Annotated in this window: 11 protein-coding genes; 8 read left to right on the top strand and 3 right to left on the bottom strand. The window is 50.2% G+C overall.

Annotation, left to right across the window (positions count from 1 at the left end):
* Positions 1–28: 28 nt before the first annotated feature.
* Positions 29–949, bottom strand: a complete 921-nt coding sequence (locus C557_RS0115550; protein ID WP_018752811.1) for a hypothetical protein — start codon at positions 947–949, stop codon at positions 29–31.
* 120 nt (positions 950–1,069) lie between these two features.
* Between C557_RS0115550 and C557_RS0115545 the strand changes: the two genes are divergently transcribed.
* The 5 genes from C557_RS0115545 to C557_RS0115525 all read left to right on the top strand — a co-directional run bounded on the left by C557_RS0115545 (position 1,070) and on the right by C557_RS0115525 (position 6,615).
* Positions 1,070–2,260, top strand: coding sequence for an MFS transporter (locus C557_RS0115545; RefSeq protein ID WP_018752810.1), 1,191 nt, complete (start codon positions 1,070–1,072; stop codon positions 2,258–2,260).
* A 176-nt stretch (positions 2,261–2,436) separates the two neighbouring features.
* Positions 2,437–3,171, top strand: a complete 735-nt coding sequence (locus C557_RS0115540; protein ID WP_018752809.1) for a phosphonate ABC transporter ATP-binding protein — start codon at positions 2,437–2,439, stop codon at positions 3,169–3,171.
* A 17-nt stretch (positions 3,172–3,188) separates the two neighbouring features.
* Positions 3,189–4,442, top strand: a complete 1,254-nt coding sequence (locus C557_RS0115535) for a hypothetical protein (RefSeq protein ID WP_026263516.1) — start codon at positions 3,189–3,191, stop codon at positions 4,440–4,442.
* A gap of 32 nt (positions 4,443–4,474) precedes the next feature.
* A complete protein-coding gene (locus C557_RS0115530; protein ID WP_018752807.1) occupies positions 4,475–5,173 on the top strand; it encodes a response regulator transcription factor in 699 nt (232 codons plus the stop codon).
* Positions 5,170–6,615 (top strand): sensor histidine kinase, encoded by a 1,446-nt coding sequence (locus C557_RS0115525; protein ID WP_018752806.1) that lies wholly within the window; start codon positions 5,170–5,172, stop codon positions 6,613–6,615. The genes C557_RS0115530 and C557_RS0115525 overlap by 4 nt, the downstream gene beginning before the upstream one ends.
* 92 nt (positions 6,616–6,707) lie before the next feature.
* On the opposite strand, the gene C557_RS0115520 is transcribed toward C557_RS0115525, so the two are convergent.
* Positions 6,708–7,928 (bottom strand): glucose-1-phosphate adenylyltransferase, encoded by a 1,221-nt coding sequence (locus C557_RS0115520; protein ID WP_018752805.1) that lies wholly within the window; start codon positions 7,926–7,928, stop codon positions 6,708–6,710.
* Positions 7,929–8,079: 151 nt separating this feature from the next.
* Here C557_RS0115520 and glgB point away from each other — a divergent pair, with 151 nt between their 5' ends.
* Positions 8,080–9,999, top strand: a complete 1,920-nt coding sequence (gene glgB, locus C557_RS0115515) for a 1,4-alpha-glucan branching protein GlgB (protein ID WP_026263515.1) — start codon at positions 8,080–8,082, stop codon at positions 9,997–9,999.
* Positions 9,996–11,432, top strand: coding sequence for a glycogen synthase GlgA (gene glgA, locus C557_RS0115510; protein ID WP_018752803.1), 1,437 nt, complete (start codon positions 9,996–9,998; stop codon positions 11,430–11,432). The genes glgB and glgA overlap by 4 nt, the downstream gene beginning before the upstream one ends.
* A gap of 73 nt (positions 11,433–11,505) precedes the next feature.
* Here glgA and C557_RS0115505 read toward each other — a convergent pair whose 3' ends face one another.
* Entirely contained in the window at positions 11,506–13,251 is a 1,746-nt protein-coding gene (locus tag C557_RS0115505; protein ID WP_018752802.1) for an alpha-glycosidase, read from the bottom strand.
* A 257-nt stretch (positions 13,252–13,508) separates the two neighbouring features.
* Between C557_RS0115505 and C557_RS0115500 the strand changes: the two genes are divergently transcribed.
* Positions 13,509–14,360: a transporter substrate-binding domain-containing protein gene (locus C557_RS0115500; RefSeq protein ID WP_018752801.1), complete on the top strand. Its 852-nt coding sequence runs from the start codon at positions 13,509–13,511 to the stop codon at positions 14,358–14,360.
* The last annotated feature ends 98 nt before the right edge of the window (positions 14,361–14,458 follow it).

Here is a 14,458-nt window from a genome sequence, read left to right as displayed (position 1 = left end):
AGCAAGTGACCCATCTTTGCCGCTTTGCTCAGGACAACCGGATATAGGATTCAAGAAATATTTGCAATTCGGCCGCACCATCCGGGCGGATACTGAATTTCTCCGTGTTTTGCGCTAACAGATGTATACGCAAGAGGCCAGCTACGCGAAGCAATAACAAATCGTGCAGAAGCTGCTCCTGAGGCTGTCCCATATCCTGCATAATTTCCTGCATGGATTTCGGTTTGTCCGCTACACAGCGAAGCAAACGCAATCGCTGGGGCTCTGCCAAAGCCCGGGTTAATCTCTTCAACACCATGGGAGGCTCGTTTTCGTCAAGCTCCGGCAGGTCAAGTGGATATTGAATGAAGAGGACTCCTTCATAGAAGACGTATGTATTAATTGGCCGAAAATGGATGGAAGGGCACAATACGACCTCTGTAATGGGCTTAAGCGGCTCCAGCACCAGCCCTCCGGATGCATATTCAATGAGCGCGTCGGCGTCCATTTTTTGCAACAGGGTATTTTTTTCATCAAAATCTTCTTGCAGCAGCCCCACAAGCCGTCCCTCTATTTGGCGGAAATATAGCTGATCCCATACCTTCAGGAGCGGAACATAGCTACTGCGAATCCGAGCAATAGTATCATTAGTCACAGAGGGAATGTAGGCATTTGTTCGTGCATAAAGCGTCTCGGCATCAGCTTCGGCCAATTCGTGCAGAAAAGAAGCTATTTCATCAGCGTCCTGTCGTCCCAGAGTCCAAGCGAAAAGCACATCATAATCCGTTAGCGGTAATTTTGCCGCTTCGGCAAATTGCTGCCTCTGTTCCTGTGTGAGCCGCTCTTCAATATCGGCAAACCATTCGGCACCTACATCCAGACTGCTTACCCATTTGCGCGTTGTATATATCATAAAGCTGCTGATGAGTTCGTAGACCGGTGAGACATCTACTTTCACGTCATAGGCCATGATCATAAACCTCCCAATATTCGTTGCATTCAGACTTATTATGCTTGTTTGGCGAAGGGTTGTCCACTATAATGTTGAAGGATTATGCAAGTAAGGGTTGATACTAAAGGAGCGTTACCGTTGAAAACAAACTCGTCTTACTTAAAACCTGTCTTTACTCCCACTTTCATTCTGATTGGCGTTATCGTCATTGCCGGGCTTAGCCAAGGGCTACTGCTTCCGGTTTTATCTATTTTTATGGAGCAGCGGGGTGTATCTTCCTCTGTGAATGGCTTACATGCTGCCGCGCTCTATGTGGGCTCATTCGCCATGTCGCTGGTAGCCGAACGGCTGCTTCGCCGCACCGGGTTCAGAAAGCTGCTGCTGTCGGGAGTAGTTCTGGTGATGATCGCATTGCCGCTATTTCCACTAGTGGCTGATGTGCGGGTCTGGTTGGTGTTGCGTATCCTCGTAGGGATTGGAGATAGTGCCATTCACTTTACCTCGCAATTATGGATGTTGCTGTTATCACCGCCCGAGAAGCGGGGGTGGAACATTTCTCTTTACGGCATGTCTTACGGATTGGGCTTCAGCCTTGGACCTCTGGGTATCAGGCTGCTTTCCTATGGGCAGGCCATCCCGTTCGTCATTTTGAGCCTACTCTTTCTTCTGATGCTCGTGTTGGTTCTGACTTGTCTGCCTAATCGATCTCCGGAGAGTCTTGGCTCCAAGGAGCAGACGGGGGCTCCACGGCAAGTTCTGCATATATATCGGTTGGCTTGGTTTGCTCTGGTCCCGGCTTTGTTGTATGGATATATGGAAGCTTCTATGAACAGCAATTTTCCGATTTACGGCTTGCGTTCCGGATTGAGTAGTGAAGACATCTCTTCTTTGTTGCCGTTCTTTGGCATTGGCGGACTGATTCTGCAATTACCCCTGGGCCTGCTTAGCGATCGTTTCGGACGAAAAAAAGTGCTGATGACCGCGGGGCTGGGGGGAGGACTCCTGTTCATGGCGGTACCGCTGGCCGGCAATCATTTTGCGGCCATTCTCCTTCTGTTTATGGGAGCAGGGGGCCTTGTAGGTTCCTTCTTCTCCCTGGGTTTGGCTTATGCTGCTGATTTGCTGCCCAGACACTTGCTGCCGGTTGCCAATGTGATTGCTTCGTTTCATTTTAATTTTGGCAGCATCGCCGGTCCTAATCTCGGCGGAATAGCTATGCAATGGGGATCGGCTCCGCTGTTGTTCGTATTTTTGGGGGCGGCGTATATTCTGTTTTCCTTGCTTGGCTTTGCATTTCGGGGGAATCAGACAAAAAAAGTACAAATATGAACAGGCTGTAATGGATTTTAAATGGTTTTTCCAATAAACTAGAGGATAAAGGGCTTCGCATTGCGTCAAGCAAAGGATGTTCAAAAAGTCGAATCGACGACGGCTTCACTTCCCTGACCTACTCCGTGATTAGATATGGCTTTTTTGAACTACCTTAAAAAGGAGAAATCGGACCTATGATCAGAATCAACCACTTACTCAAATCAGTGGATGGAAATAAAAAGAAGGTGCTCCGCGACATTTCCGTTCAGTTCAGCACCGGGGAAATGATTGGCGTAGTGGGGGCAAGCGGTAGTGGCAAGAGTATGCTGCTGCGTTGCCTGGCACTGCGCGAACGCTGGAATCGGGGCGATTATACCTGGGATGGTCAGAAGGTATTGGAAGGCGGAGGGGCAGGGGGAGCGAAATACCGTTCCCAGTGTGCTTATCTGGAGCAACCGCCATCCCTGTATCCCGAGAAGACGGCTTTGAAGAATGTCCTGATCGGACAGGTTGGTCAAACTCCGCTTCTTCGTCGCCTGACCGGTATGGTACGCTCGGATGATTATATGGGTGCCATGGACGAGTTGGAGAAGTACGGACTCTTGGACAAGGCTCATGTCAAGGCTAACAAGCTCAGCGGGGGAGAACGGCAACGGGTGGCGATCTGCCGTGCTATGGTTCATGGAGCGAACTTCATTGCGGCAGACGAGCCGGTAATCGGCCTTGATCCCAAATCGGCGGAGCATGTGCTGGTTACGCTTAAGGAGCTTTGCACCACACAGAACAAAGTGGTAGTTGTTACATTGCCGCTGGAGCTAGCCGAGCGTTATTGCACACGGATCTGGGGAATTCATGAGGGTAGGCTGGAGCTTGACGTTTATGGACGCCGTTTGACCGCGGAGGAGAAACGCCAAATCGATTTGGCATGAAATGAGTGATAGCATTGATGACAACAAGATGGTTTTCTGCTTTGTCCGGGCTGGTATTGCTGCTCGTACTGAGCGGATGCAATTTTATAATTGATCCCAAGTCCATGATGGAGACACCACAGCTTTCATCGGATAAGGCGTCGCTCATCAGCGTTATCAAGGGGGAGCTGAAGGGCGGTGAAATGATTACGCCGCGGGATATCCGCAACAGCAGCTCCATCCGTACGCTTGATCTGAATAACGACGGGGTTATGGAAGCTGTGGTGTTCTACGAGACACCGGAGGAAGCGGTACGCATTCACGGCATGATCCTGCAGCAACAGGGCGACTCCTGGGTGCTAAAGGCACGTTTTGATGGGGAAGGCCAGGTGCTGGAGAACTACGACATGCTGGATATTACCAACGATGGCAAGCTCGATATTGTTGCCGGCTTCTCTAGCGGATCGGAGGAACTTCAGAAGGGCTTAACCGTATATACCTATGATGGCAATGAGGTCGAAAAGGTGCTGGCCCTTCCTTATAACAATTTTATCGTTGATGATCTGAATCAGGATAAGCAGCTGGATCTCACTGTGGTTAACCTGAAGCGCGGTCAAATGGCAACCGTCACGACATACCAGTATGACGAATCCTTTAAGGAACTTAGCCATCTGGAGCTAAATGATCCGGTTAGCGAATACTATAATGCAGTTAGCGGAAATATTACACCGAACCTGAAAGGGATTATTCTCGATGCCAGTGTGGGCAGTCATTCTGCATTCTCGACAGTGATCGTCATGGAGAACGGTCAACTCATCAACCTGTTGCCTTCTCAGGACATGACATTGAAAGGGTACCCCATTATGAGCGGAGATGTGAACAACGACGGGGTGCTTGAAATCGGGATGCTGGAGAAGCCAAAGGGCTGGGAATATATTTCATTTGATGAAGTACCTTGGCTGTTCTCTTATTATCAGTGGGATGAAACGCAGGGGCTCAAGTTCATGATGCAGCAATACATGGATTTGTCCGGACGGTTCTACTTCAATTTTCCGAAGGAATGGCGCGGTAATGTGACGATTGATACCAAGTCAGACAAGAACGAGCACCTGTGGTTTGTCAAGGTCGATACGAACGAGACGGTGGCAGAGATTCGCTTCTTCTCATTAGCTGAATGGGAAAAGAACAAAGCGGATTGGGAGCTTCTGGCAAGGGATGCTGACAGAGTCATTGGATTTCTCAGTCATACGGATTTGAAGGTCAATAAGGGAGAAACAGAAATCAAGCGTTAAGCGGGTTCAATGGAAAAGAGGGGGCTTTAACATTGAGTAAAGTATTGATATTGGAGGATGAAGAGTCCATCCGCAGTTTTATTGTGATCAATTTAAAGCGCAACGGATTTGATGTCCTGGAGGCGGCGGATGGCCACGAGGCGCTGAGCAAGCTGCAAAGCGTGGCAGATATTGACATCGCTCTGCTGGACGTCATGGTGCCGGGGATCGACGGATTTGAGGTCTGTCGCCGCATCCGTGAATCAAATGAACGAATCGGCATCATCTTCCTTACGGCGAAGGTTCAGGAGCAGGACAAAGTGTATGCCCTCTCTGTTGGTGCGGACGATCACATCAGCAAGCCGTTCAGTCCAACAGAGCTGATCGCCCGGATTCAGTCGCTGCTGCGTCGCGTGAATGTATACCGCGAAGCAAGTGCGAAGGTCACGTTCAGCTCAGGGCCATTTACGCTCGATTTGATCTCCAAGCAATTTAAACGCGGGGGGCAGATGATTGAGCTTACACCTACGGAGTTCTCGTTAATTCAGTATTTCTTGGAGAATGAGAATACTCCGCTAAGTCGGGATTTGCTGCTGGATCATGTATGGGGCAAGGAGTATATGGGCGACCCGAAAATTGTGGACGTCAACATTCGGCGGCTGCGGCAGAAAATTGAGAATAACCCGTCCGAACCGGCGTTCCTGCAAACTGTCTGGGGACACGGCTATAAGTGGAAGGGCGAGGGGCAATGATTAAGAAAGGGATTGGCCGGCAAATTGTTTTACATTATTTCATTGTCGTATTTGTAACCTTGTTCATGATCGTGGGCATCTTTACGCTGGCCATTCGCATGTATTATTACGATGCGGTTTATAATCATATGTCCAACCATTCCATGTGGGCCTCGGATTATTTTGATAAATTTGTGCGCTTGAATGCTGAACGGGACCCTGATTACTTCACACAAATGCTGCGAACCTTTGAACTCGATAATACGGAGCTGATGATTCTGGATCGCAATGGTGAGGTAAAGGCCAGCACCAATCCCTTTCAAGCTGACAGGGCGATTCAAACCAGCGATGTTCCCCAGGCAGTGGCCGGCAATGTCGGAAAATGGGTGGGCCGCCAGCCAGCAACCGGGGAGCCTGTCATGGCCGTATCACGTCCGCTTCAGCTTCAAGGGGAGACGCAGTACATCGTTCGCTATGTCACCTCCATGGAGCTGGTGAACGCCAAGCTGCTGAATCTTACGCTGCTATCTATTGGGGTAGCGGGAGCCGTTCTTGCTCTAGTTACGTTATTAAGTATCGGCTTGGCTAATTCGATTGTTAAGCCCATTAATAATATTCGTGCGGTTTCGGCGGAGATGGCCCGCGGCAGGTTTGATGCGAGAATTAAAGGCAGTTACAAATACGAGCTGGGCGAACTGGCTTCCACGCTTAATTACATGGCTGAGGAGATCGTGCGAAGCAATCAAATTAAGGATGATTTTATTTCATCGATTTCCCATGAACTGCGAACGCCGCTCACTGGCATCAAGGGCTGGAGCGAGACGTTAACCTCCGGTGGCTTTGATCCTGAAGAGACCAAGATTGGCATGAACATCATTGCCAAGGAAACCGACCGTTTGATCGGTCTGGTTGAGGAAATTCTGGACTTCTCTAAGCTGCAGCAAAATGAGATGAAGCTGGTTATTGGGGAGGTCAATCTTAAGGAACTGCTCCAGGAAACGATGCTTAACGTTTGGGCAAAGGCGGAGCAAAAGCAGATTCAGCTAAAGCTGGAGGACAAGACAGAGGGTCAAGTGATCATCCATGGCGACGGCAACCGGTTGAAGCAGGTCTTCCTCAATGTGGTGGACAATGCTATCAAGTTCTCCCATGAGCAAAGCTGGATTCAGCTGGTTATCAGTCGCAAAGAGGATGGTAAGGCGCTGGTGGAGGTTATCGATACAGGCATCGGCATCAGTGAAGAATATTTAAACAAAGTGAAGGATCGTTTCTTCCAGGTCAATCATCAGGGAGGGGGTACGGGACTGGGGTTAGCCATCAGTCAGCAGCTCGTGGAACTGCATCAGGGTGAGATGGAGATTCAAAGCGAACTTGGCGTTGGTACCACAGTTTCGGTAACTCTGCCACTTCTTGACCTTGCCGAGAGTGACAATAAACTCGTAGATGAAAGCGATCCGGAATGAGCAAGAGCGGTGCAGGAATGAATCAGGAGTTCAGATTCGTTCCGCACCGCTCTTTTCTTATGCAAGCTAGCCGTTCACTTCAAAGTGGAGGACTAAGATAGCAGCCCCTCAGCACGCAGGCGCGGAGCATTGTCGTAAACCTCCTGCAGCAGCCGGGAGGGCTGTGGCCGCAAGGCCGGTTTAGCGGCTACGATCTCGCCTGGGCCCACCACTGCAATCTCGCCGTTGTTACCCTTGATTATGGCACCTTCCTTAAGGACAGCACCTTCACCGATAATTGCGTTCTCGACAAGAGCATGCTTGCCGATCTTCGCTCCGGGCATGACTACGCTATCCTTCACCCAGGCATGGCGGGCAATCTCTGTACCGGCAAACACAACCGACCGTTCTGCATGACCCTCCAGGAGGCATTGCTCATGGACCAGTACGGTGGAGGACTGCAGGCTGCGTCTTCTCACCAGGCTAAGACCGGGGGACAATTCCCTGGTCAGCATGGGCCAATCGTCGCGATGCAGCAAAGCAGCCGAAGGGTCCTCCAGCAAATCCATATGCGCTTCCCACAGGCTGCGTACAGTCCCCACATCCCGCCAGTAACCGTTGAACTGGTAAGCATAAAGCGGCTCAATTCCGCTCAGCATGCTCGGAATGACATCCTTGCCGAAGTCATGACTCGACAAGAGACTCTGAGCATCTGCCGTTAACTGCTGCTTCAAGTACTCCCACTCGAACATGTAAATGCCCATGGAAGCAAGATTGCTGGCTGGCTGGTCTGGCTTCTCGGCAAACTCAGTAATGCGGTGCCGGTCATCCATCGATATCACACCGAAGCGATGGGCTTCTTCCCAAGGCACCGGCATGACCGAGATGGTTGCCTTTGCCTTGGTGGTGAGGTGGAAATCCAGCATACGGCGATAGTTCATATGATAGATATGATCTCCGGACAGGATCAACACATGCTTGGGAGAATAACTATCGACGAAGGCCATGTTTTTGTAGATGGCGTCCGCAGTGCCAGCATAGGCTTCTGTGCCGCATTGGGTTGGGGGGAGCAGGGTGATTCCACCGTCTTCCGAATGGGGCAATCTCCAGGGATCGCCTTCTCCGATATGATTGTGGAGCGACTCGGCTTCATATTGAGTCAGCACACCAACCGTATCGATGCCGGAATTCGCGCAATTGCTTAGAGGAAAATCGATGATTCGGTATCGTCCACCGAACGGCACGGCCGGTTTGGCCTGCTTGGCTGTCAGCGGTGATAATCTCCGTCCCTCTCCGCCCGCAAGCAGCATAGCAATGCAATCCTTTTTCCTCATTTTTGGTTCCCTCCCGTATGTTTTAGTGTGAGTAGCACATACACTAAAGGATATAATGTAGATGAAATAAATTATGGAAATACCGCAGAATTATTACATCATTTTATGGAAATCGCTAAAAATTTTTTTTGGAATGGAAGTTGGTGATTCTATGTCTGCTTTAAGCCAAAGTTGTCCCCTCTCCCCGGAGGTCATTTATTTGTTTCACGAAGGGACTCTGCACCATAGCTACCGAACCTTTGGCGCCCACTGCACTACCGAGGATGCACGGCCAGGCGTGCGCTTCACGGTGTGGGCTCCCGGTGCTCGTCAGGTCGCCGTGGCGGGTGACTGGAACGGATGGGACGAGAAGCGTGATGTATTACATAAGATGCCCGATTCCGGGATATGGACTCTTTTTTTGCCGGGTGTGCCCGAAGGAAGTTTTTACAAGTACGCGATAACGGCTTCTGACGGCTCCACTTGGCTAAAGGCCGACCCTTTTGCCTTTCAGGCTGAGGTCAGGCCCAGTACGGCTTCGATTATTACTTCCCTGGATGGTTATGAATGGGGAGATCAAGCCTGGATTCGGAGCCGAACTGCTCCTTATCAGCGTCCCTTGAGCATCTATGAGCTGCATTTCGGGACCTGGCGTCAAAAGGAAGACGGGGAATTTCTGACCTACCGTGAGATGGCCGATGAGCTGATCCCCTACATCCGTGAGATGGGATATACCCATATCGAGCTTTTGCCTCTGTGTGAGCATCCCTATGATTTGTCCTGGGGTTACCAGACAACGGGCTACTTTGCGCCGACAAGCCGCTACGGGCGGCCGTGTGATCTCATGTATTTTGTCGATCGTTGTCATCAAGCCGGCATTGGAGTATTGCTGGATTGGGTTCCGGGACATTTCCCGAAGGATGCCCATGGACTGCGGCGGTTTGACGGCACAGCGTTGTACGAATATGACGATCCCGTCAAGGCGGAGAAAAGGGGATGGGGGACGTTAGGCTTTGATTTTAGCAAGCCGGAGGTACGTTCCTTCCTGATTTCGAGCGCGATCTATTGGCTGGAGATGTATCATTTTGACGGCTTACGCGTAGATGCGGTGACCAGCATCCTCCGACTGGACTTTGAGAAGCCCTCCTGGGAATCAGCACGCAACTCGCAAGGGGGTGTGGAGAATCTGGAGGGAATGGCTTTCTTGCAGCAACTGAACAAGGCGGTGTTCCACTATTTTCCCCAGGCGTTAATGATGGCAGAGGAATCGTCCTCCTGGCCGAAAGTGACCACACCTGTACATGAGGGGGGACTGGGCTTTAACTACAAATGGAATATGGGCTGGATGAACGACACGTTGCAATATGTGGAGACTGCATTTGCCCAGCGTCCGAAACAACATGCTTTGCTTACCTTTCCGATCTGGTACGCGCATACCGAGAATTTTACACTTCCTTTGTCACATGATGAGGTGGTGCACGGCAAGAGATCTTTACTGGATAAAATGCCGGGCAGCTATGAGCAGAAATTTGCCGGACTTCGGCTGCTTCTGGGCTATCAATTCACTTTTCCGGGCAAAAAGCTGGTGTTCATGGGTGGCGAATTTGGTCAGTTTGTGGAGTGGAAGGATGAGGAAGAACTGGATTGGAACCTGCTGGTTTATCCGGCCCATCGCAAGATGCAACGATATAGCGCCGCGCTAAATCGGTTATATTTGCACGAACGCGCCCTTTGGAAGCTGGATCATGATCCGGCGGGCTATGCATGGCTCTGTCCAGATGATCGTGAGCAGAGTGTCATTGCGTATATGCGGAAAAGTGAACGAAAACAAGATACGTTGGTAGTTCTTTTGAATTTCAAGCCTGTAGAGAGAATGAATTACCGTGTAGGCGTACCGTGGCCAGGAAGCTATCAGCAAATATTCAATAGCCAGGAACGGCGGTTCGGTGGGGAAGAGAGGATGAGGTCTTCCAGCCGCAGCAGTGAGAGAATATCCTGGCATAACCAGCGGCATAGTCTCAGGGTGTGTCTTCCGCCGCTGAGTATAACCGTATGGAAGCGTCAAGAGACCACGAGGAGGAACAAGAGATGAATATCCTGTTTGCTGCTGCAGAAGCCGCACCACTGGTCAAGACCGGTGGTTTGGCCGATGTCATTGGAGCGTTGCCTAAAGCATTAATCAAATCCGGGCATGATGTCCGCATCATGCTGCCGAAATATAAGGCCCTGCCTGGTCCTGTGCTGGAACGTATGGAACTGATAGGGACAAAAGACGTCCCTGTAGGCTGGCGTCAGAAATATGGCGGCCTGTCGCTGGTTCATTGGGAGGGACTTCCTATTTATCTAATTGATAATGAGGAATATTTCGGCCGGGAAGGCATTTATGGACACGGAGATGATGGGGAGCGATTTGCTTACTTTGACCGGGCCGTGCTAGAATTGCTGCCCCTCACCGGCTTTATGCCCGATATCATCCATTGTCATGATTGGCATACGGGCATGATTCCTTTGCTGCTGCGGGAACATTATCAGCATCAAGCATTTTATCACAATATTCGGACCGTCTATACCATTCACAATCTGCTGTATCAGGGCAACTTCCCGGAAGAGATTCTGCCTGATTTGCTGGGGTTGCCGTGGCGTTATTTTACCCCAGAGGGTGTGGAGTATTACGGCAATGTCAGCTTTATGAAGGCAGGCCTCGTTTATGGGAACCATATCACGACGGTTAGCCCTACATATGCCGCAGAGATCCAGACGGAGCATTACGGCTGCGGGATGGATGGCTTGCTGCGCTTCTTAAGCGGACGCTTGTCGGGTATTGTCAACGGTATTGATACGGAGCTATATAATCCTGAGACGGATTTGGAGCTGTTTGCCCGTTATAGCAACAGTCTGGAGCAAAAGCAGGCCAACAAGCTGGCCCTGCAACGCGAGCTTGGTTTGCCGGAGCAGGCAGATGTCCCGCTTTTTTGTATGATTACCCGCCTGGTAGAGCCGAAAGGACTTGATTTGCTGCTGCGGGTACTGGATGAGTGGCTATGGACGGATGAGGTACAATTCGTTCTGCTGGGAACGGGGGATGCGGTTTATGAGTCGTGGTTCCGGGAAGCGGCTCATCGCCATCCAGGCAAGCTTGCAGTGGAAATTCGCTTTAGTGAAGCCTTGTCCCGGCGCATCTATGCGGGGAGCGATATGCTGCTGATGCCATCCCGTTTTGAGCCCTGCGGCATTAGCCAGCTTCTGGCACTGCGCTATGGTACAATTCCTGTCGTACGGGAGACTGGGGGCCTTAACGATACGGTAAAATCCTATAACGAGTTTACGGGAGAGGGCAATGGATTTACCTTCCACAATTACAATGCACATGATATGTTGCACACCTTGCGGAGGGCGATGGCTTTCTACCGTCGTCCCGAGCATTGGCGGAAGATTGCAGATCAGGCCTTTGCCGGAGATTATAGCTGGGGCCACTCAGCTCGGCAATATGAGGAGATTTATGAACAGGTTATAGCAGAACGATAATCAAAAGAAAGACGCTTAGCGATTCCGCAGACTCTCGTGTTTAGAGCTGCTTGGGATCCTGAGCGTCCTTTTTTTAATGCAGGGACCTGTACAAAATTCGAAAGCCATACGGCTCCAGCGTAATCTTCATCATACCGTCCGTCGGATTTACCTGCTCCCCGGTGATAGCATCCCGCCAGTCACTGGTTTGCATCGGGTGAGCTAAAAGAGTCTGGTTGGCCGTATTGTTAATCCAGACCGTAAAATGCTTGTGTCCATCCATCCGCTCGTAGATGATATTAGGGTCGCCAGCCTCGGCATGCAGGAAGCGAAAATGCCCTTGACGCAAGGCGGGGTTTTGCTTGCGCAGCCCAATCATCAGCTTGTAAAAGTCATACAGCTCGCGGTCTTGCTTGCTGGTATCCCATTCCATGCATTTACGGCTATCCGGATCACCGTCCCCGGTCAGTCCGATCTCATCGCCATACAAGATGCAAGGTGTCCCGATATAAGTAAACAGAAACACGACGCATAGCTTGAGCTTTCGCTTGTCTCCACCTACACGGGTGAGCAAGCGTGCCGTATCATGGCTGCACAGCAGGTTGAAAATAACCTCGTTAATCTGATGGGGGTAACGCATAATCAAGGCACCCATCTCATCGGAGAAAGCCGCTCCATCCGCATTGCCTGTAAAGAACTCAAGTACCTTATCGGCAAATGGATAGTTCATGACCGAATCAAATTGGTCGCCAAGCAGCCAGTTGAGGGAGTCGCTCCATACTTCTCCGATCAGATAAGCCTCCGGATTGGCTTGCTTGACGATACGGCGAAAATCGCGCCAAAAGTGATGATCCACCTCGTTGGCTACATCCAGCCGCCAGCCATCCAGTTTGATTTCCTTAATCCAATACTCTGCTACCCCTAGCAGGTATTTCCTTACCTCCAGGTCCGCCGTATTGAATTTGGGCATGTTGCCAGAGAATCCAAACGTATCATAAGTCGGTATTCCGTTGTCGACGGCGGCCGGGAACCGGTTGATGTGGAACCAGCTTGCATAAGGCGAAGACTCCCCATGCTGCAATACGTCCTGGAATGGCGGAAACTGTTCTCCGCAATGGTTAAATACCGCATCGAGCACTACGCGAATTCCCCGTTCATGGCATTGTTCCACCAGCTTGCGCAGCAAAGCATTATCTCCAAAATGCGGATCAACCTGCTTGTAATCCATCGTATCGTATTTATGATTGGAGGGAGAAACAAACAATGGGGTCATATAGATGGCCGTAATGCCCAAGTCAGTTAAATCCTCCAAATGATCGAGAATTCCTTGCAGATCACCCCCAAAAAAATTATCCCCTGCCGGCTTGCCGCCCCATGCTAATGTACCTTCCGGGTCGTTGGAGGGATCTCCGTTGGCGAATCGTTCAGGCATAATTTGATAAAATACCGCTTGCTTGGCCCACTCCGGGACTTGTGCTACTTCAACGGCATGAATATAAGGAAATTCAAAGCACTCCCCGGGCGGGGAGGGAGCTTCGTGCTGCAAGCCGGAATCCAGCATAAAAATAGTTTCGGTTCCGGAGCTTAGCTTGAATGCATAGGACAAGCGCTTGAATTTGGGGCGCACGGCTACTTCCCAATAGTCAAACCTGCGATCATGGGCAGTCCGCTCCATTGCCAACTCCTGAAAGGTGCCGTCCCAGTCGTATTTATCTCCTGTCCAGGCTAAAACTTCGGTGACATCATCCCGCTTGGTGCGAATGCGAAGGTGAATGGTGGATGCATCGTAGGCATAGGCCCATTTATCGCGGGGAACATGGTAAAGCGCTTCTAGCAGCATGATGGGGCACCTCCTCAAAGATCGATCTGTCTTTCTGAGAGTATTCCCAATTCCCGAAACTCCATGAATGGGCAGCATGATTATTGACCAAAGTATTATAAACAAATGGCATCTCACCAAGCGATCTGGAGCGGAAGTGTGACTATATGATGAAGGCTATGAAAATACCTTTGCATATATATACGAACTGATTTATAATTAGCCCAGTGATTATCCAGAATACATGTGAATATGGCAAAAAGAACAGGAGAGATACTATGAAAAAATGGGGTATATTGTTAGCAGCGATCATGATGCTCACGCTGGTCTTGGCTGCTTGCGGACAGGATAAAAATAACAGCAACGGGGCTGCCAATACGACGGGGAACAATCAAAGCCAAAATGAAACGCAAGGCTCCCAGCCGGAAACGGATGCTGCCAATAAGCTGATTCTCGGTACAAGCGCAGACTTTCCTCCTTATGAGTTCCATATCAAGAATGAACAAGGGGAAGATGAGATCGCCGGCTTTGATATCGAAATTGCCAAGGAGATCGCCAAGGATATGGGCGCTGAGTTGGAAATCAAGGATTTGAAATTTGATTCCCTGCTGAATGAGCTTGCTAGTGGACGCATTGATCTTGTTATTTCGGGACTTAGCCCAACACCAGAGCGTGCCGAGCAAATCGACATGTCGAAAATTTACTATACGGCCGAGCAAGCAGTTGTCACCCGTGCGGATGACAAAGATAAATTCGCCACGATGGAATCGCTTGAAGGTGTCAAGATTGGGATACAGCTAGGCTCCATTCAGGAAGGAATTGCTCAGAAGATTCCAAATGCCAAGCTGACAGCGCTGGCCAAAATCAATGATATTATTATGCAATTGAATACGAATCGTGTGGATGCGGCTATTCTGGAAGGTCCTGTTGCCGAATCCTTCGTGAAGAACGTGGAGGGCCTGGTTATCACTGACGCCAAGCCAGAGAATGAAGATGAAGGTTATGTCATCGGTGTGAAGAAGGGCAACAAGGAGCTGCTTGATCAAGTGAACACTACACTCGACCGTTTGCTGGGTGACGGAAGCATCGACCGATTCGTTACAGAAGCGAGTGCGTTAGCCGAGAAATAATCATGATTGTTGCCTTGAAGAAAATAGCGGAGCATTCTTCGCTATTTTCTCTTTTTTTGGTTGAACTACCTTAAGGTAGCGGAGGAGGAATGAAGGTT

It is taken from the genome of Paenibacillus sanguinis 2301083 = DSM 16941 (genome assembly GCF_000374825.1).
GTDB lineage: Bacteria > Bacillota > Bacilli > Paenibacillales > Paenibacillaceae > Fontibacillus > Fontibacillus sanguinis.
Note: the sequence above shows the minus strand (reverse complement) of the source record. Positions and strands in the feature narration are given on the sequence as shown.

Coding starts and splice junctions, on each gene's coding strand:
- C557_RS0115550 (WP_018752811.1), bottom strand. CDS start 949: ATGGCCTATGACGTGAAAGTAGATGTCTCACCGGTCTACGAACTCATC.
- C557_RS0115540 (WP_018752809.1), top strand. CDS start 2,437: ATGATCAGAATCAACCACTTACTCAAATCAGTGGATGGAAATAAAAAG.
- C557_RS0115535 (WP_026263516.1), top strand. CDS start 3,189: ATGACAACAAGATGGTTTTCTGCTTTGTCCGGGCTGGTATTGCTGCTC.
- C557_RS0115525 (WP_018752806.1), top strand. CDS start 5,170: ATGATTAAGAAAGGGATTGGCCGGCAAATTGTTTTACATTATTTCATT.
- C557_RS0115520 (WP_018752805.1), bottom strand. CDS start 7,928: ATGAGGAAAAAGGATTGCATTGCTATGCTGCTTGCGGGCGGAGAGGGA.
- glgB (WP_026263515.1), top strand. CDS start 8,080: ATGTCTGCTTTAAGCCAAAGTTGTCCCCTCTCCCCGGAGGTCATTTAT.
- glgA (WP_018752803.1), top strand. CDS start 9,996: ATGAATATCCTGTTTGCTGCTGCAGAAGCCGCACCACTGGTCAAGACC.
- C557_RS0115505 (WP_018752802.1), bottom strand. CDS start 13,251: ATGCTGCTAGAAGCGCTTTACCATGTTCCCCGCGATAAATGGGCCTAT.
- C557_RS0115500 (WP_018752801.1), top strand. CDS start 13,509: ATGAAAAAATGGGGTATATTGTTAGCAGCGATCATGATGCTCACGCTG.